Origin of the sequence: Buchnera aphidicola (Chaetosiphella stipae setosa) (assembly GCF_964059095.1) — a bacterium.
Taxonomy (GTDB): domain Bacteria; phylum Pseudomonadota; class Gammaproteobacteria; order Enterobacterales; family Enterobacteriaceae; genus Buchnera_J; species Buchnera_J aphidicola_BP.
Genome location: NZ_OZ060394.1, coordinates 95,811 through 115,331, shown reverse-complemented (window position 1 = coordinate 115,331; position 19,521 = coordinate 95,811). Strand labels below are relative to the sequence as shown.

Sequence of the window (19,521 nt, the reverse complement as noted above, 5' to 3'; positions counted from 1 at the left end):
AGAGCATAAAATGCCAAAAACAAAAAAAATAAAATCTATTTTAATTTTAGGCGCTGGACCAATAATTATAGGACAAGCATGTGAATTTGATTATTCAGGAGCACAAGCATGTAAAGCTTTAAAAGAAGAAGGATATAAAATTATTTTAATAAATTCAAATCCAGCAACAATTATGACAGATCCAGAATTATCTGATAGAACATATATTGAACCAATACATTGGAAAATTGTTAAAAAAATTATAAAAAAAGAAAAACCAGATGCTTTACTTCCGACAATGGGAGGACAAACAGCGTTAAATTGCGCTTTAGAATTACATCATAGAAAAATTTTAAAACGTTTTAACGTAAAAATGATTGGAGCTAATATTAAATCAATTCAAAAAGCAGAAAATCGTGATTTATTTCGAAAATCTATGAAAAAATTAAAAATAAAAATGCCAAAATCTGGAATTGCGCATTCTTTAAAAGAAGCATATAAAATAATTCAAAAAATAGGTTTTCCATGTATCATTAGACCATCATTTACAATGGGAGGAACAGGAGGAGGTATCGCTTATAACAAAAAAGAATTTGAAAAAATCTGTAAAAAGGGATTAAATTTATCTCCAACTAAAGAACTTCTAATTGATGAATCTATGATTGGTTGGAAAGAATATGAAATGGAAGTAGTTAGAGATAAAAAAGACAATTGCATAATAGTATGTGCAATAGAAAATTTAGATCCTATGGGAATTCATACAGGAGATTCTATCACAGTAGCACCGACTCAAACATTAACAGATAAAGAATATCAACACATGAGAAATACCTCAATAAATATTCTAAAGGAAATAGGAATAGAAACAGGTGGATCAAATGTGCAATTTGCTGTAAACCCTAAAAACGGGAAAATGGTAGTTATAGAAATGAATCCTCGAGTTTCACGATCATCAGCATTAGCATCAAAAGCAACTGGATTTCCTATTGCAAAAATAGCTGCAAAATTAGCTGTGGGATATACATTAGATGAATTAAATAATACAGTTTCAGGAATAAATATTCCAGCTTCTTTTGAACCATCTATAGATTATGTCGTCACAAAAATACCGAGATTTGATTTTTCAAAATTTCCTGAAAGTAATGATAAACTTACAACACAAATGAAATCTGTTGGTGAAGTAATGGCTATAGGAAATAATTTTCAAGAATCTATTCAAAAAGCTCTTATCAGTTTAGAAACTAATTATAGTGGGTTTAACAATATACTTAATAAAAATATTAAAAATTTTGAAAATAAAATTAAAAAAGAACTACAAAATCCAGGGCCAAACAGATTACTTTATATAGGTGAAGCATTTAGAAAAAAAATATCAATTAAAAAAATAAATAAATTAACAAAAATTGATATGTGGTTTTTAACTCAAATAAAAGAAATCATTGATATAGAAAAAAAAATTCAAACAAATCCTAAAAAAATATACAATATAAAATTTTTAAAAAAAATTAAAAAAAAAGGATTTTCAGATAAAAGAATTAGTCAACTAACTCAAAAAAAAGAATGTGAAATAAAAAATATAAGATATAAAAATTCATTACATCCAGTTTATAAAAGAATAGATTCTTGTGCTGGAGAATTTCAAACATCTATTTCATATATGTATTCTACTTGGGCTGATGAATGTGAATCAAATCCAAATAAAAATAAAAAAAAAATTATTATTTTAGGAAGCGGTCCTAATAGAATAGGACAAGGAATAGAATTTGATTATTGTTGTGTTCATGCAGCACAAGCATTAAAAAAAAATGGATTCGAAGCAATAATTATAAATTGTAATCCAGAAACTGTTTCCACAGATTATGATATTTCTGATCGATTATATTTTGAACCAATAGTTTTAGAAAATGTTTTAGAAATTATAAAATTAGAAAAACCTAAAGGAGTAATTATTCAATTTGGTGGGCAAACACCATTAAAATTAGCAAAAGATTTAAAAAAAGAAGGAATAAAAATAATTGGAACAAGTGCCAAATACATTGATAAAGCAGAAAACCGATATAAATTCCAAAAAATTGTTCACAAATTAAATTTAAAACAACCTAGAAATTCAACTATTACAAAAATTTCAGAAGCAATTCATGAAATAAAAAAAATAAAATATCCTATTATGATTCGACCTTCATATGTTTTGGGAGGAAGATCTATGGAAATAATTTATACTGAAAAAGAACTTAAAAAATATTTTAAAAATAAAGTTCAAAAAAAAAATAAAAATAAATTTTTAATTGATGAATATTTAAACAATTCAATTGAAATTGATGCAGATGCAATTTGTGATAAAAAAAAAGTTATGATCGGTGGAATCATAGAACACATAGAACAAGCAGGTATTCATTCAGGAGACTCAGCATGTTCATTACCGACATATTCTTTAAAGAAAGAAACATTAAAATTAATTAAAAAACAAGTAAAAAAAATATCTTTAGAACTGAAAATACAAGGATTAATAAATATACAATTTGCAGTAAAAAATAATAAAGTATATGTTCTAGAAGTAAATCCAAGAGCTGCAAGAACAATACCTTTTATTTCTAAAGCTACTAATATACCATTAGCAAAAATTGCTACTGAAATAATGATTGGAAAAAAAATAATTAAAGAAAAAATTACTCAAAAAAAAACTTGTATGAATTTTTATTTTGTTAAAGAAGCAATCTTTCCATTTAATAAATTTTCACATGCAGATCCGATTCTTGGACCAGAAATGAAATCTACTGGAGAAGTGATGGGAGTAGGAAGAAATTTCTTAGAAGCATTTTCTAAAACTATGTTAAGTTCTCAAAAAACAATCAATAATAAAAAAAAAGTACTAATCATCCTTCATCAAAATGAAAATAAAAAACACATATTTCAATTAATAAAAAATCTTCTTGATTTAAAATTTCAAATAGATACGACATATGACACATTCCTTCTATTACGAAAAAAAAATGTTAATGTACGGCTTGTGCATATTAATAATAATATGACTCCAAACATAGACGAGCAATTAAATAAAAAAAAATATTCATATATAATATGTACAGCTATTTCTACAAAAGAAATTAAAAACACTTCTTCAATTAGAAAAAAAGCTATTAAAAATAAAATTTATTACAATACAACTTTAAAAAGTGCGATTATTTCCACACAAGCTTTAAAATATAGTCCTTTTGAAAAAATCTTTTGTCTACAAGATTTATATAAATAAAAATTAAAATATTTATTTTGTAAAATAAAAAAATAAAAATATTTTTAAAAAAATATTAAAAAAAAGAAATTTAAATTCATAAATTTTTTTTAAAATTTTCAAACTAAAAATATTACAAATGATAGAAAATACCTGTTAAAATTTCTATCATTCTTTTATAATAATTTTTTTTTAAATATAAAATCTTGATTAAATGAAAAAATTTTTTAAAACAAAATAAAAAAAGAAAAAAATTATCAGTTAATATCGCATGTCTTTTTAAAAGTTTTTTTATCTTCCCATCTTAAAATAGTTAAATCACGACCCCAACAACAACCAGTATCTAAAGCAAAAATATTATCTGGTGTTGTTGTATCTCTTAAAGAGGACCAATGTCCAAAAAATATAGAATATTCTTTGTATAATTTATTTTTTATAAAAAACCATGGAACTAAATTTTTATTAACATGAGGAGGTGTATCTTTATAACTAAAATCCAATTCTCCGTTACTTATATTACAATATCTCATGCGAGTAAATGCATTAACTATAAATCGAAAACGTTCATATTTATTTAAATTTTTTCCCCAAAAATTAGGAAAATTTCCATTTGAAAATTTAAAATATTTTAAAAAACTTTTCTGAAATATTCTTTTTTGAAATTCTTGAGAAGCAGATAGTATATCTTGAAAACACCATTTTGAATAAATTCCAGCATGCACCATGATTAGTTTTTTATCTAAATTATATTGAACTAATGGAATTTTCTTTAATTTATGAATTAAATGTGAAATATTTTTATGATTCAATAATTCTAAAATATCTCTAGATATAGTTTTCTTATGAATTCCATAATATATAGACATTAAATTGAAATCATGATTTCCTAGAACTAACTTAACTTTTTCTTGCAAAGAAAAAACATATTTTAAAACTTCATAAGAATTTGGCCCTCGACCAACTAAATCACCTGTAATCCATATTTCATCTCTAAACGCATTAAATTTAACTTTTTCTAATAAATAACGAAATGGATCATAATAACCATGTATATCACCTATTAAATAAGTACTCATAAATAAAATTTCTCCAATTAAAATTTAAAAAAATATAACACTTTTATTTTTTTCTGGAAACTAATATAGAATTTTGCGAAATAAAATAATCTGTTAATTGACAATATTTTTTTAACGAAATATTTTCAGGTCGACAAGATGGATCAATATTAAATTTTAATAAAACATCACAAGAAAAAAGATTCTTGAAATTATTTTTTATAGTTTTTCGTCGTCTATTAAAAGCGATTTTTGTAATATTACTAAATACATGAAAATCAAAAAACATTTCTGGAAATAATTTATGAGGTAAAAATTTTAAAAATACTGAATCTACTGAAGGAACTGGAAAAAAAGATTGAGAAGGAACATTAACTAATTTTTGAACGTAAAAAAAATATTGAATAATAATACTTAATCTTCCATATTTTTTTGTATTAGGAAGCGATATAATGCGTTCCGCTACTTCTTTTTGAAACATAAAGTGCATATCTTTAATTATTTTTAAATGTTTTATCAGAGAAAATAAAATTTTATTTGAAATGTTATATGGTAAATTTCCAAAAAATCGAATTTTATTTTTATTATTTTCTAAATAAAAATTCATATAATCAAAATATAAAATATCCTGTAAAAAAAAATGAATTTTATCAAAAAAATTACCTTTTCTTAAAAAAAATAAAACTTCATCATCTATATCAATCACAAATAACTTATCTAAAATACGACACATAGGAAAAGTTAAAGCTCCATGCCCAGGACCGATTTCTAAAAATAATTCTTTTTTTTTCGGATTAATAAAATTTATTATTTTTTTAATAATCTTCTGATCTATTAAGAAATTTTGCCCAAAATGTTTTTTATAAAAAAATTCTTGATTTTTTTTTTTTTTAATCACAATTTATTCTCTTCTCTTTTTAAAAAATATTCGCATAACATACATCCTAATAATATACAAAAATTTTATACAAAAAAATTTCTTACTAAATATTTCTAATTTTATTTTTTAAAATTTTTCTATAAAAACTATCTATTTCCTTCAAAATATTTTTTCTTTTAATACGTGGGTAAAAACACAAAAATTTTTTTTTAGTTAAAAAAAATTTAATTAAATTAAATTTAAAAAATTATTAAATCAATCATATAAAATTATTTTTTTATATATTATATTTTTTTTCAAGAAAAGAGCTATAAATTATTTAATATAATTAATAAATAAAAAAATATATACAAATTTTTCTAATAACAAAAATATTTTAAGAAATGAAAAATTATTTTCTTATTTTTTTTTAAAAGATATTTTTTAAAATTTCTAAAATTATAAAATTACTTTAATTTTGAAAATATTTAAAAAAAATTTTAAAATAAAAAAAAAAGAAAAGAAAAAAATCTTAAAGAAAATTTATAATTTTTTTAAAAAAAAACATAAAACATATAAAATAATTTCTCTTATCAAAAATCACTTTCTTTTTCTTTTATAAAATTTATATTTTTATTAAAAATATTATTAACTTGTACCTCTCGTACAAAATATAATAATTATTTTTACAACTACAATTACAATAGAAAATTTTTATGAAAAATTTTATTGCACTTATTTTTTTTAGTAAATTTTTATTAAAAAATAAATTACTTAATATATTAGTTAGAAATTTCAAAAATTAATATATAAAATATATACTAAAATTTTTTTTTATAAAAAATTTAAGAAAAAAATCTTAAAAAATATTATATACATGAAATATTTTTTTTAAAAAATTTTTAATTTAATAAAAAAATTATTCCAATAAAAATAGAAATATAAAATATTTTATTCCTAAAAAAAAATTTATAATACAATTTCTTTTATTTTAAAATATAATCATTAATTTATTTAGTTCTTAAAATAATCGAAATCTTGTAATTAATATTTTTTGAAATATTACAAAATTAACAGTTTTTTTTTAAAAAAGATCTAAAAATTTAATATTCATATTATTTTTTTAAAAATCTACATTTTTTTTAAAATGCATAAAAATAAATAATAAAAAATTAAGAACTTTTTAATTAAAGAAAATATTTTTAAAATTTTTCAAGTAATTTTTATTATAAGAAAAAGAAATATTTATTTTTTAGTGATTTTTAAATTTCATTCATAAATAATTTTATTAAAAAAATTTTTATAAAAATATTTCTTTTAAAATAAACTGTAAATAAAAAAAATCCAAAATAAAATAATTACTTCTTCTCAAAGAATAAAAAATAAATATATTTATATATAAATTTAAATTCACACTCTTAAAAAATCTATATGTAAAAATTTATATTTAAAAGGATGTTTTTGAATATCTTTAATAATCACTTTAATTTTCTGATTTTTTAGAATTATTAATAGACTTTTTTCCTTTAAAGAATGTTTATTAAACAAATTTACAATATCATGTTGACTTAATACAATTAAAATAACAGATTTTTTTTTTCCATAAATTATAGAAGGTAAAAAATTTTTTGTACGTAATTTTCTACTGCTGTTTGTCCCAAAACTTTCTCTTAAATAAGCATTAATTTTAATCATACTTCCCTCTTTTTTATAAAAATTATAACCATTTAAAAAAATTACTCATAAAAATTTTTAGATAAAATTTTTGATTTTAACCAAGAAATTTCCTTTATCCAAAGATTATGATTAATTGTTTCTAAAATCATTGGTTTGTTTTGAAAACGTATATCTTGCATAATGAATTTAAATAAATTTTTTCCAATATATCCTAATCCTAAATTTTCATGTCTATCTTTACGACTATTTAAAATATTCTTAGAATCATTTATATGAAGACCTTTTAAATATTTAAATCCAATTATCTTTTCAAATATATTAAAAGTTTTTAAATAACTACTAAAATCTCTTATTTCATATCCTGATGAAAATAAATGACACGTATCAATACAAACACCTATACGATTTTTATCTTCTATTCTATTAATTATATCTGACAAATGCTCAAAACGATAACCTAAATTAGTTCCTTGACCAGATGTATTTTCTAATACTAGAATAACATTTTTAGTTCTGTTTAAAATATAATTAATAGATTGAGAAATATTTTTTAAACATTGCTTTTTAGAAATTTTATTTAAATGACTTCCAGGATGAAAATTAATAAACTTGAGTCCTAACTCTTCACATCGCTTTACTTCTTGAATCAAAGATTGACGAGATTTATCTAACATCTCTTTATTTGGATGTCCTAAATTAATTAAAAAACCACTATGTGGTAAAATTTTTTTTGAAGAATATTTATATTTTCTACAAATATTTTTAAAATTTTTTATTTGTTCTTCATTTATTTTAGGAACATTCCATCGCAAAGGATTTTTTATAAAAAATCCTATAGCTGTCGCTTTTAAAGTATAAGCTTTCTTAACTGCTATTGAAAGTCCACCAGAAATACTAATATGCGGTCCAATATATTTCATTACTGTTAAATCCCTATTAATATAAAAAAATGCAATTTTTTTTATTTTAACAAAAGAAAATTTATTAAAAAAATTTATAAAAAAAATAATTTTAAAAATAAAAAAATATATAATCTTTTTCCTATAAACTATTTATAATTAAAAATTATATAATTATAAATTATAAAAAAAAATTTTATAAATAATAAAAATATTAAAAAATCACTTTATTTAAAATATTTAAGAAAATAAGAAAACTATGAAAAATAAGAAAAACCCACAAACATTTCATGAAATTATTACATATTTGAACAAATTTTGGAATAATCAAGGATGTACAATATTACAACCACTAGATATTCCTATTGGAGCAGGAACATTTCATCATAAAACATTTTTCTCATGTCTAGAAAAAAAAGATATTTCTTATGCTTATACTCAAGCATCTAGACGTCCTACAGACGGAAGAAGTGGAAAAAATAAAAATAGACTGCAACATTATTATCAATTCCAAGTTATTATAAAACCAGCACCAAAAAATATCCAAGAAATATATTTACAATCTTTAAAAAAATTCAATATTAACTTTCAAAATAGTGATATTAAATTTATTGAAGATAATTGGAGTAATCCCACATTAGGTGCATCTGGAATAGGATGGGAAGTTTGGTTAAATGGAATAGAAATTACACAATTTACATATTTTCAACAAATTGGAACAATAAATTGTAATCCTGTATCTATTGAAATTACTTATGGATTAGAAAGATTAGCTATGCATATACAAAATATTAATAATATTTATGAAATTATATGGTGTAATAAAAATAAAAAAATAAAATATAAAGATATATTTTTTCAAAATGAACTAGAACAATCAGAATATAATCTTAATAAATCTAATACAACATTTTTATTTAAAAACTTTAAATCTTTTTATAAAGAATCAAAAAGATTGTTACTTAAAAAAAAAATTTTATTAATACCTTCTTATGAATGTGTATTAAATGCAATACATTATTTTAATTTACTAGATGCAAGAAATATTTTATCTTCGACAGAACGACAAAATTATATTTTTAAAATTAGAAAAATCACAAAAAAAATTGCAAAAATATATTATAAAATAAATTCTTAAAAATATAAAAAGAGTAAAGAATGAAAAAAAAAACCTTTCTTTTAGAATTAAAAGTTGAAAATATTCCATCTTATTTGTTAAAAGAACTTGCTTTATCTATATATAAAAAATTTATTAAAATATTAGAAAAAAAAAAATTTTTATATAAAAAAATACAATGGTTTGCAACTCCGAGAAGAGTAGCTATTAAAATTAAAAATATTTATACAAAAGAAAAACAAAAATATAAAATTTATAAAGGACCTGCAAAAAAAATAGCATTTGATCATATAGGAAAATTCACAAAAATAACTAAACTATGGATGAAAAGATTTCATATTCTTCCAGATCAAATTAAAATATTTCAAAAAAAAAAAAAAGAATGGCTCATTTACAAAAAAAAAAGAAAAAAAATAAATTATAAAAAAAAACTAGCTCAAATTTCAAAAATAATAATTTATTCATTATCCCGTTTTAATTTAATGCGATGGAATGAAAAAAACTATAAATTTATTAGACCAATTCGAAATATTTCTATGATGTTGAATGAAAAAATTATAAAATATAAAATGTTTGGTTTAAAAACAAATAACCATATACAAAGTTATACGTATGATATAAAAAAAAACATAAAAATTTCACACGCAAAAGATTATCCAAAAATATTACTAAAAAAAGGAAAAGTAATTGCAGATTATGAAAAAAGAAAAAAAAAAATTTATCAACAAATACATAAATTAGCAAAATCTCATAATAGTTATTTGAAAATAAATAATTTATTATTAGAAGAAATAAATTCATTAATTGAATATCCCTATTCTCTTGTTGCTAGCTTTAAAAAAAAATACCTTTTTATTCCACAAGAAATTAATATTTATGTGATCGAAAAAATTTTAAAATCCTTTCCATTATTTAATAAAAATAATAAATTACAATCTATTTTTATTTTCGTAATAAATGTTAAAAAAAAAAACCATAAAAAAATAATATCAGGATATGAATCAGTAATATTATCAAAATTACAAGACATTAATTTTTTTTTAAAAAAAGATACAAAAGAAAAATTGCAAAATAAAATAAACCTTTTAAAAAAAATTATATTTTATAAAAATTTAGGAAATATGTACGAAAAAACCAAACGACTAAAAAAAATTATTTTGTTACTTTCAAAAAAAATAAAATTTCATACAAATGACGCTATTCAAGCAGCATCTCTTTCTAAATGTGATCTTGTTACAAATATGGTTAATGAATTTCCTGATTTACAAGGAATAATCGGATCTTATTACGCAAAAATCAGTCAAGAAAACAAAAATGTATGTAAAGGAATTCAAGAACAGTATTTACCTAAACACAATAATGATCAACTACCAAAAAGTTCTATAGGAATAGCTTTATCGATATCAGATAAATTAGATAATATTATAGGAATGTTTATTATAGGAGAAAAACCAAAAGGAGAAAAAGATCCATTTGGACTTAGAAGAGCAGCTATTGGAATTATAAAAATTATTTTATATAATAAAATTTCTTTAAATTTAAACAAAATGATTAAAAAAATAATAAAACTCTATAATATTAAAATTTCTCTTAAAAAAATTCAAAAAAAAATCTTGATTTTTATTATTAATCGATTTAATAACTTTTATCACCAGGAAAAAAATATAAAAAATATTATTCAATCTATTATTTGCTTAAAAAAAATAAATTTATTCAAAATAAACAAAAAAATAAAAATGATATTATTTTTTAGAAATTCTCATAATTTTAAAAAAATTTTAATTACAAATAAAAGAATTGAAAATTTTTTTAAAAACACATGTATAAAATCTACATATAAAATTAAGAAATCTTTATTAAAAAAAAATATTGAAATTAAATTAGTAAAAAAAATAAAAAAGTTGGAAAAAAAAATCAATACACTCAATTTAAAACAAAAATATAATCAAACTATGCTTGAAATTATTAAAGTCAATAAATATATTAAAAAATTCTTTGATCAAGTAAAAATTCATAATAAGATAGAAACAATCAAGTTAAATAGATTTAATATTTTATATAAAATAAAAAAAATATTCTCTATGGTTGCTAATTTTTCTTATTTATATTAAAAAAAAATGACTAAAAATATTTAAATAAAACATTTAAAGTTTTTAGTCGTTTTATTTAAAATAAAAAAAATATACAATTTTCTTTAATAGAATTATTCTATAAAAAATAGAATTTTATTTTTATAATTTTTTTTAACAAAAAATTTTTATTATTTATAAAAATATATACTTATAAATTTTTTATAAAAAATTATATATTTACTTTCAAGAAAATAATATTAAAAATATGCAATAAATATAAAATATATGAATTTAAATTTTTCTTTTTAAAATAAAACTTTTTCTCATAAAAATTTATAGATAAAATTTTTGTATAAAATATACTTTATTTATCTCTTAATATCGCATGAAATTTCTTTTTTAAATTTTCAATACATAAAAAAAATAAATCTTTTATCTCAGAATTAGTGAAATTTTTTTTATCATTTTGAAAAAAAATCTTAATAGATAAACTTTTCTTATTTTTTGGAATATTTGCTCCATAATATATGTCAAAAACTTTCACAAAAAAAATATATTTTAAAGAAGTCTTATAACAAGTAGATAATATTTTTTCAATAGGTATTTCTTTAGAAAGAATAATCGAAAAATCTCTTTCACTATAATGATATGGAAAAAATTCTTGTACAGAAAAATTATTACTTTGTGGAAGTTTATTAACAAAAATTTCAAATGAAAAAATATCTTCTAGCAAATTATAATGTTCTTTAACAAAATTATTGAACATTCCAATACATCCAATTTTAAGATTTTTATAATAAATGTCTGCACAAATACTTTTATCAAACCCAAAAATATATGAATGTTTAAAATAAACATTTTTAAAATCATAAAAACGATATAAGATATTTTCTAAATCTTTTTTTAAATCATAAAAAGAAAATTTTTCATTTTTATAAAACCAATTTTTTTCATATTTATAACCACTGATTATTCCAGATAACATCAAAATCTGATCAATTTCAAATCCTTCTGAAAATTTTTTTATAAAACATACTCCACTTTCAAAAAAACGAATATTTTTCTCTTGACGATTCTTATTATATTTTATGTTTTTTAATAATCCAGGAAAAAGAGATTTTCGCATACAAGAAAGATCTTTTGAAATTGGATTCATTATTTTAATAATTTTTCGATCTTTAAAAAATAATTCTTGTGATTCTATATCAGTAAAACTATAATTAATCACTTCAGAATAATTATTATTATGTAAAAACTCTTTTATTTTTAAAAGATTACTAAAAATATAATTTTTCTTAGGAATTATAGAATTAACATTCAAAGGTGTAGAAAAAATTTTATTATATCCATAAAAACGAACTATATCAGAAATAATATCTTCCGCACAAAGAATATCAGAACGAAAAAAAGGAGGTATAACTTCTAATTTAGAAAACTTTTCTATAACAGAATATTCTAATTTTCTTAATATATTTATTATTAAATATTTATTAATAAAAAAACCTAACAGTGAATTTATCTTTTTATATGATAACAATATTTTTTTATTTATATTTAAAGTAATCTGAGAATAATTTACATATTTTATTTTTCCTCCACATAGTTTTTGAATTAAAAAAGAAATTTTTTCTAAAGCTAATAAACTTAGTTTTTCTTCACAACGTCTATAATAATGATCATATGATGAATAATACTTATTATATTTTTTTTTTATAAAATCTACGACTGAAATGTCAAATACAACAGCAGCTAAATATAAATTTTTTGTAGAATGTTTTATTTTAAATTTATTAGAATGAATATATCCTCCTAAAGATAGGATATCTGAACCACTAGAAATAACAAAAGTTCCAGGTATAATATCTAAACAAAATTCTTTCAATTGAATTTTTTCATATAATTTCGATTTCCTAATTTTAATATGAGTATTTTTAATACAATCAAAATCAAAAACATGAATAGATTGACCTAATTCTAATGAAACATAATTCACTATATCAGATACAATATCTTTAGAAGATATATGAGATTTTCTTAACTTTTCATATATCCAAAATGGAGTTTTTTTTAAAAAATTAATATTTTCTATAATTTTAATAAAATAATTTGAACATATTTTTTTATTTAAATTTGATATTTTAATTTTTTCTGTTAAACATTGTTGATGAAAATTATATAAAAAATTAAAATTAAATTTTAAAGAACAATTATTATAAACAGATAGTTCTCTTGTAATTCCAAGAACTCCTAAACAATCATTTCTATTTGCAGGAACATTAATATTTACAGTATCTTCAGGATTTTTTTTAAAATACTGTTTTAAAGTTTCTCCAATAATCGCGTTTTTTGGAAATTCTACTATATCATTTTTATTTCCAAAAATTTTTAAATCAGAATATTTATATATTCTTCCTTCTAAAAATCTTTTTTTCATTAATTTTTTTTTTTTTTGATGAAAATTTTTTTTAACTTTTACTGCTACTTTCATACCGACATAACAATTTTTTTTTTGTGAATAAATTTTTAAAAAAAAATTTTCTTCTATTTTAATTTGAAAAAAAAAATAATTATCCTTAGAAGGAAAAATTTCTACAACTTCTCCAATAAAAGATCTTTCAAAACCATTTTTTTTGCTCAAAAAATCTACTTCTAATCCAATTTTTGTCAATTGTTCACAAAGTAAAGAATTTTTAATGTTTTTACAACATAAATTTTCTTTTAACCATGACAGACTTAATTTCATTTTTTCTCACTGTTATTTAAATTGTTTGAGTAATCTTAAATCATTTTTAAAAAGAGAACGAATATCAGAAATTTTATATTTTAACATAATGATTCGTTCAATACCTAAACCAAAAGCACATCCAGAATATTTATATGGATTGATTTTAACATTTTGAAACACAAAAGGATGTACCATTCCACATCCCAAAACTTCCAACCACTTTCTTGAATTCTTATCAAAAATATCCACTTCCATAGAAGGTGTTGTAAATGGAAAATAAGAGCTACGAAATCGCATTTTAATTTTTTCTTCAAAAAAATTTAATAAAAAATTTTCCATTATCCATTTTAAATTAGAAAAATTAATATTTTTATCAACAATTAAACCTTCTACTTGATGAAACATAGGACTATGCGTTAAATCAGAATCATTTCGATAAACTTTTCCAGGAACAATAATTCGAATCGGAGGTTTTTTTTTTTTCATCACTCTAATTTGAACACTAGAAGTTTGAGTGCGTAATAAATAATCTTTATTAAACCAAAAAGTATCTTGAAAATTTCTAGAAGGATGATTTTTTTTTATATTTAAAGCATCAAAATTATAATATTTATGCTCTATCTCTGGTCCAAAAACAATTTCACAACCTAATTTTTCAAAAAAAGATTTTATTTTGTTTATAGATTGAGTAACAATATGCAAAGAACCATTTTTCATATCTTGATAAGATAAAGAGACATCAAAAAATCTTCTCTGTGAAGAACTATTTTTTAATGATATATAAAATTTTTTTTTTAAAAAGATTGCATTAATTATTTTTTTTTTAATTTTATTAATTTTTATACTAAAATTTTTTTTTCTCTCTTTATCTAAGATTTTTATTTTTTTTATTTCATTATTAATATATCCATTTTTCCCTAAATATTTTGATTTAACCAAATTTAACTCATAAATATTTTTACATTGATTAATTTCAAATAAAATTTTTTTAATAGATTTTTGAACACACATATACTTTCTCAAAAAAGATTAATATACTAAAAAGCTTCCTACAAGGAAGCTTATCAGTTTGAAGTGTAATTTTTAAAATTTAATTAAAATATCATTTTTCTAAAATATAAAATAGTTATTAGTATTTATTACAAAAAAATAAAATTTTACTTATTTAAATTTGTATTTGCTGTTTGAATTAATTTTGAAAAAGCGATAGAATCTTTAATTGCTATATCAGAAAGAATTTTCCGATTAATATTTATAGAAGATTTTTTTAAACCATAAATAAAAGAACTATAAGATAAATTACTTTCTCGAACGGCAGCATTAATTCTTGTAATCCATAAATTTCTAAATGTTCTTTTTTTTTGTCTTCTATCTCGATAAGAATATTGACCAGATTTTATAACAGCTTGAATGGCTACACGATATACTCTAGATCTTGCTCCATAATATCCCTTTGCTTTCTTTAAAATTTTTTTATGACGAGCACGAGAAAATACACCTCTTTTAACTCGAGTCATGGAAATATCCTTAATTTATTAAAAAACTTATATAAATAATTTATATATATGGAAAAAAAGATTTAACAGCTTTATTATTTGATTGTGAAACAATTTTTTTTAATCTTAAATGTCTTTTTTTTTTTTTTGTTTTTTTTGTTAGAATATGTCTTAAATTTGCTTGTTTTCTTTTAAATTTTCCAGAAGAAGTTTTCTTAAAACGTTTAGAAGCACTTTTCAAAGTTTTTAATTTTCTCATATATTTTCCAAAAAAATTATTTCTTTTTTAGATTATTCTTGTTAGGTGATAAAATCATAATCATTTGCCGTCCTTCTATTTTTGTAGGGAAAAATTCTACAAAAGAAATATGTTTTAAATCTTTTTTAATACGATTTAAAACGTTCACACCAATCTTTTGATGCGCCATTTCTCGACCTCTATAACGAAGAGTAATTTTTACTTTATCCCCATCATTTAAAAAACGATTTATATTTCTTAATTTAACTTGATAATCACCCTCATCAGTACTAGGACGAAATTTGACTTCTTTAATATGAATAATTTTTTGTTTTCTTTTTTGTTCTTTTAAAGCTTTTGTTTTATTATAAAGAAATTTTCCATAATTCATAATTTTACAGACAGGGGGTTCTGAATTTGGACTAATTTCAACTAAATCCACTCCTTCTTTTTTAGATTTTTCTAAAGCTTCTTGAATACTTACAATACCAATTTTTTCACCGTTTAAACCAGTAAGACGAACTTTTAAAGCGCGAATTTCATTATTTATTCTATGCATTCTATTATTTTTCATTCTTTTCCAGTCTTTAATATCCAATTCCTCCACTTAAAAATTTTTAAAATAATAATTTTCTTGAAATTTTTTTTGAATAAATTCTAATAAAGAAATTGTAAAAATACTTTTTGAATATTCTCGAACAGAAATTATATTATTTTTACATTCATTATTTCCACAAATTAATATATAAGGAATTTTCAATAAAATATTATCCCTCACTCGAGAACTCACACTTTTATTTCTAGAATCTATTTCTGCTCTAATTTTATGTTCTTTTAATTTTTTTAATATACTTAAACAATACAGAAGATTTTTGTCAGAAACATTAATAATTTTTACTTGTATAGGAACTAACCAAATAGGAAGATAACCTTTATATTCTTCAAGTAAAATACCAATAAATCTTTCTAAGGAACCTAAAATTGCACGATGAATTAATACAGGATGTTTTCTTAAATTTTTCTTATTCACATAATATGAACCTAATCGTGTTGGTAAATAAAAATCCAATTGAATTGTGCCGCATTGCCATTTTCTATCAAAACAATCTTGTAATTCAAATTCTATCTTAGGTCCGTAAAATGCTCCTTCACCTTCTTGTTTTGAAAATACCATTTTATTATCTGTAAGTACTCTTTTTAAAATATTCTCAGAATAATCCCAAACTGTATTATCACCAATTCTTTTTTTAGGTCTTGTAGATAATTTCACCAAAATTTTTTTAAAAGAAAACATTCCATATATATCAGAAATCATTTTTATACAATTATTAATTTCCTCCTTTAATTGAGATTTTCGACAAAAAATATGAGCATCATCTTGCGTAAAATTTCTTAATCGCATTAATCCATGTAAAGAACCAGAAAATTCATTGCGATGACAACTACCAAATTCTGAAAATCTTATTGGTAAATCCTTATAAGAACGTAACTTATTCTTAAAAATTTCTATATGACCAGGACAATTCATTGGTTTAATACAATATTCTCTATTTTCAGAATACGTAGAAAAAATTAAATTTTCATAATTTTCTAAATGACCAGTTTTCTTCCAAATATCTTTATTCATTAAAAATGGAGTCTTAACTTCCTGATAATTAAATTTGTTTAACTTATATCTAATAAAATTTTCTAATTTTTTCAATATAAACAATCCATTATGATGCCAAAAAACCATTCCTGGAGAATTTTTTTGTAAATGAAATAGATCTAAATTAATATTGATATTCCTATGATCAAATTTTTTTTTTTCTTGACATAAATGTATATAATCTCTTAATTCTTTTTTATTTTTTAAAACAATCCCTGAAATTCTTTGTATCATTTTATTTTCTTTTTTATTCTGCCAATAAACACCAGATAAACTCTCTAGTTTAAAATAATTACAGAAATTTATTTTCGGAGCCTGTATTCCAGTTAAAAAATCTATATGATTTTCATGCATATAATATTCAATTATATGATTCTTCTGAAAATTTTTTTTTAAAATTTCAATTTTATAATTTTCATTTAATTTTTTTAAAATTTTCTTCAAAATCTTAAAAGATTTATATTTTTTAAAAATAAAATAATTATTCTGAATAAGAGAATACATTTTATTTTCAATTAAAAAGATATCTTTTTTTTTTAATGGAATTTCTTTATAAAAATCATAATAAAAATTATTTTTATTTGTAAAAAAACTACATAATTTTACATCAGGCCATAAAGTTTTTATACTATAACTTAACAATTGTATACATGTATTTCTAATAATTTTCAAAGATAATTTATCATTTTTATGAATAAAAAATAATTTTGAATCTCTTTCTATATTAGTATCTAAATGGACGATGTTATTATTTAATGATGCACAAATAATATCTTTATCATGAATTTTTAAAAAATCTTTTATTATATCTCGAACAGAGATGATATTCTGATACTTTTTTCTCTTTCCATCAGAAAATGTAATAATAGGCATTTTATGTCCTGAAAATAAAATAAATAAAAAAAATATTACTATATAAATTTATTTATATTTATTTTATCGTATATATAAAATTATTTTTTTAAAATTATAACATTAAAATGTTTTACATATTGTTTGAGACAAATTTCTTAACATTATAGCACTATCATCCCAAGATAAACATGGATCAGTAATAGATTGTCCATATTTCATTTTTTCTTTTTTTTGAATAAGTTGTGAACCTTCTTCTAAAAAACTTTCAATCATAACACCAAAAATATTTTTTGAACCATCTCTAATTTGTTTACAAATAGAATCACATACTTCAAACTGTAAAAGATGTTTTTTTAAACAATTACCATGACTAAAATCAACCATTAATTTTTCTTGTAACTGAAATTTTTTTAAATCATTAATTGCAAGATCTATATCTTCTTTATGATAATTAGGTTTTTTTCCTCCTCGCATAATTACATGAGATAAAGAATTTCCTTTTGTATGATTAATAGTCATTCGTCCATTTTTATCAGGAGCTAAAAAAACATGCTGTTCTCTAGCTGCGCGAATTGCATCTATTGCAATTAATATATTTCCGTCAGTTCCATTCTTAAAACCTACTGGACAAGAAAGAGCAGAAGCCATTTCACGATGTATTTGACTTTCAGTTGTTCTAGCTCCAATAGCTCCCCAACTGATCAAATCATTAATAAATTGACCAATTACCATATCTAAAAATTCTGTTGCAGCGGGTAAACCAATTTTATTAATATCTAACAATAATTTTCTAGCAATTTCTAACCCTTTATTTACTTTAAAAGTATTGTTGATTTCTGGATCAGAAATTAATCCTTTCCATCCTATAACTGTTCTTGGTTTTTCAAAATATGTACGCATAACGATTTCTAAAGAAGACTTATATTTTTTCCTTAAATCATTTAATTTATAAGCATAATCTATAGCAGCAATAGGATCATGAAGAGAACAAGGACCAATAATAACTAATAAACGTTTATCCTTTCCAGACATAATATTTGAAATAACATTTCTTGTTTTAATGATATTATTAATAATTTTAGATGTAATAACATAACGTTCTGATAAACTTGCAGGAGTCACTAAAGGATCCATTTTACATGTTCTTAATTCATCTGTTTTTTTCATTTCTTTCTCTGTTAAATAGTAATTAAAAGATAAAAAATATAAATACACTAAATAAAATTAGTATTAAAGATTTTAGTATATTCTGTTATATAAATTGTATTTTTATCAAATATTTAATAAATTTTTTTGTAAAATTATATTGAAAATATATAAGAATAATTATATTTTTAAAAAAGTATTTTTAGTTAATTTATTTTTTATATAAATAAAAAAATATATCAATAATACTTAAAACTGGTTGAAGAAGATGATCAAAATTTTTTTAAAAATATATTTAATTTAAATAACTAAAAAATTTTTCAATATATTGATTTTTATAATAAATATTTTTTAAAAAATGTATACTACATTCCTATTAAAAAAAATAATTAAAATACAATTTTATCTAAATATTTATCTAACCAATTTATGCAGAAAGATAAAAAAATATATTGAAATGATATATATCATTATTTATACAATTATAAAAACTCTTCTTTTTTTTGTTTTTTTATATTTTTTTTTT

The 19,521-nt window shown here is 20.2% G+C and carries 14 protein-coding genes; 3 read left to right on the top strand and 11 right to left on the bottom strand.

The window, feature by feature from the left end:
* The first annotated feature begins 10 nt into the window (after positions 1–10).
* Complete coding sequence (carB, locus tag AB4W52_RS00515; protein WP_367675404.1) at positions 11–3,229, top strand: carbamoyl-phosphate synthase large subunit; 3,219 nt, start codon at positions 11–13, stop codon at positions 3,227–3,229.
* Positions 3,230–3,465: 236 nt separating this feature from the next.
* Here carB and AB4W52_RS00510 read toward each other — a convergent pair whose 3' ends face one another.
* From AB4W52_RS00510 to nfo, 4 genes are all read right to left on the bottom strand, one after another.
* Positions 3,466–4,284: a symmetrical bis(5'-nucleosyl)-tetraphosphatase gene (locus AB4W52_RS00510; protein ID WP_367675403.1), complete on the bottom strand. Its 819-nt coding sequence runs from the start codon at positions 4,282–4,284 to the stop codon at positions 3,466–3,468.
* A 43-nt stretch (positions 4,285–4,327) separates the two neighbouring features.
* Positions 4,328–5,161: a 16S rRNA (adenine(1518)-N(6)/adenine(1519)-N(6))-dimethyltransferase RsmA gene (rsmA, locus tag AB4W52_RS00505; RefSeq protein WP_367675402.1), complete on the bottom strand. Its 834-nt coding sequence runs from the start codon at positions 5,159–5,161 to the stop codon at positions 4,328–4,330.
* 1,371 nt (positions 5,162–6,532) lie between these two features.
* Positions 6,533–6,817: a 50S ribosomal protein L25 gene (rplY, locus tag AB4W52_RS00500; protein WP_367675401.1), complete on the bottom strand. Its 285-nt coding sequence runs from the start codon at positions 6,815–6,817 to the stop codon at positions 6,533–6,535.
* Between the two features lie 41 nt (positions 6,818–6,858).
* The gene (gene nfo, locus AB4W52_RS00495; protein WP_367675400.1) at positions 6,859–7,719 is read right to left on the bottom strand and encodes a deoxyribonuclease IV; all 861 of its coding nucleotides are present in this window, start codon (positions 7,717–7,719) and stop codon (positions 6,859–6,861) included.
* A 238-nt stretch (positions 7,720–7,957) separates the two neighbouring features.
* Between nfo and AB4W52_RS00490 the strand changes: the two genes are divergently transcribed.
* Together AB4W52_RS00490 and glyS are read left to right on the top strand one after the other, a co-directional pair.
* A complete protein-coding gene (locus tag AB4W52_RS00490; RefSeq protein WP_367675399.1) occupies positions 7,958–8,836 on the top strand; it encodes a glycine--tRNA ligase subunit alpha in 879 nt (292 codons plus the stop codon).
* A 20-nt stretch (positions 8,837–8,856) separates the two neighbouring features.
* The gene (glyS, locus tag AB4W52_RS00485) at positions 8,857–10,926 is read left to right on the top strand and encodes a glycine--tRNA ligase subunit beta (RefSeq protein ID WP_367675398.1); all 2,070 of its coding nucleotides are present in this window, start codon (positions 8,857–8,859) and stop codon (positions 10,924–10,926) included.
* Between the two features lie 325 nt (positions 10,927–11,251).
* Here glyS and pheT read toward each other — a convergent pair whose 3' ends face one another.
* The 7 genes from pheT to AB4W52_RS00450 all read right to left on the bottom strand — a co-directional run bounded on the left by pheT (position 11,252) and on the right by AB4W52_RS00450 (position 19,016).
* Positions 11,252–13,630 carry a phenylalanine--tRNA ligase subunit beta gene (pheT, locus tag AB4W52_RS00480; protein WP_367675397.1) on the bottom strand — a complete coding sequence of 793 codons (2,379 nt, stop codon included), beginning with the start codon at positions 13,628–13,630 and terminating at the stop codon, positions 11,252–11,254.
* Between the two features lie 12 nt (positions 13,631–13,642).
* Positions 13,643–14,623: a phenylalanine--tRNA ligase subunit alpha gene (gene pheS / locus AB4W52_RS00475; protein ID WP_367675396.1), complete on the bottom strand. Its 981-nt coding sequence runs from the start codon at positions 14,621–14,623 to the stop codon at positions 13,643–13,645.
* A gap of 146 nt (positions 14,624–14,769) precedes the next feature.
* Positions 14,770–15,129: a 50S ribosomal protein L20 gene (gene rplT / locus AB4W52_RS00470; RefSeq protein WP_367675395.1), complete on the bottom strand. Its 360-nt coding sequence runs from the start codon at positions 15,127–15,129 to the stop codon at positions 14,770–14,772.
* Between the two features lie 40 nt (positions 15,130–15,169).
* Entirely contained in the window at positions 15,170–15,367 is a 198-nt protein-coding gene (gene rpmI / locus AB4W52_RS00465) for a 50S ribosomal protein L35 (protein ID WP_367675394.1), read from the bottom strand.
* A gap of 16 nt (positions 15,368–15,383) precedes the next feature.
* Positions 15,384–15,938, bottom strand: a complete 555-nt coding sequence (gene infC, locus AB4W52_RS00460) for a translation initiation factor IF-3 (protein ID WP_367675494.1) — start codon at positions 15,936–15,938, stop codon at positions 15,384–15,386.
* A 15-nt stretch (positions 15,939–15,953) separates the two neighbouring features.
* On the bottom strand, positions 15,954–17,867 hold the full coding sequence (gene thrS, locus AB4W52_RS00455) for a threonine--tRNA ligase (RefSeq protein WP_367675393.1): 1,914 nt from the start codon (positions 17,865–17,867) through the stop codon (positions 15,954–15,956).
* Positions 17,868–17,969: 102 nt separating this feature from the next.
* Entirely contained in the window at positions 17,970–19,016 is a 1,047-nt protein-coding gene (locus tag AB4W52_RS00450; protein WP_367675392.1) for a 3-deoxy-7-phosphoheptulonate synthase, read from the bottom strand.
* Between the last annotated feature and the right edge of the window lie 505 nt (positions 19,017–19,521).

What these genes read in the sequence shown, in the direction of transcription:
- carB (WP_367675404.1), top strand. Translation starts at nt 11, where the DNA reads ATGCCAAAAACAAAAAAAATAAAATCTATTTTAATTTTAGGCGCTGGA.
- AB4W52_RS00510 (WP_367675403.1), bottom strand. Translation starts at nt 4,284, where the DNA reads ATGAGTACTTATTTAATAGGTGATATACATGGTTATTATGATCCATTT.
- rplY (WP_367675401.1), bottom strand. Translation starts at nt 6,817, where the DNA reads ATGATTAAAATTAATGCTTATTTAAGAGAAAGTTTTGGGACAAACAGC.
- nfo (WP_367675400.1), bottom strand. Translation starts at nt 7,719, where the DNA reads ATGAAATATATTGGACCGCATATTAGTATTTCTGGTGGACTTTCAATA.
- AB4W52_RS00490 (WP_367675399.1), top strand. Translation starts at nt 7,958, where the DNA reads ATGAAAAATAAGAAAAACCCACAAACATTTCATGAAATTATTACATAT.
- glyS (WP_367675398.1), top strand. Translation starts at nt 8,857, where the DNA reads ATGAAAAAAAAAACCTTTCTTTTAGAATTAAAAGTTGAAAATATTCCA.
- pheT (WP_367675397.1), bottom strand. Translation starts at nt 13,630, where the DNA reads ATGAAATTAAGTCTGTCATGGTTAAAAGAAAATTTATGTTGTAAAAAC.
- pheS (WP_367675396.1), bottom strand. Translation starts at nt 14,623, where the DNA reads ATGTGTGTTCAAAAATCTATTAAAAAAATTTTATTTGAAATTAATCAA.
- rplT (WP_367675395.1), bottom strand. Translation starts at nt 15,129, where the DNA reads ATGACTCGAGTTAAAAGAGGTGTATTTTCTCGTGCTCGTCATAAAAAA.
- rpmI (WP_367675394.1), bottom strand. Translation starts at nt 15,367, where the DNA reads ATGAGAAAATTAAAAACTTTGAAAAGTGCTTCTAAACGTTTTAAGAAA.
- thrS (WP_367675393.1), bottom strand. Translation starts at nt 17,867, where the DNA reads ATGCCTATTATTACATTTTCTGATGGAAAGAGAAAAAAGTATCAGAAT.
- AB4W52_RS00450 (WP_367675392.1), bottom strand. Translation starts at nt 19,016, where the DNA reads ATGAAAAAAACAGATGAATTAAGAACATGTAAAATGGATCCTTTAGTG.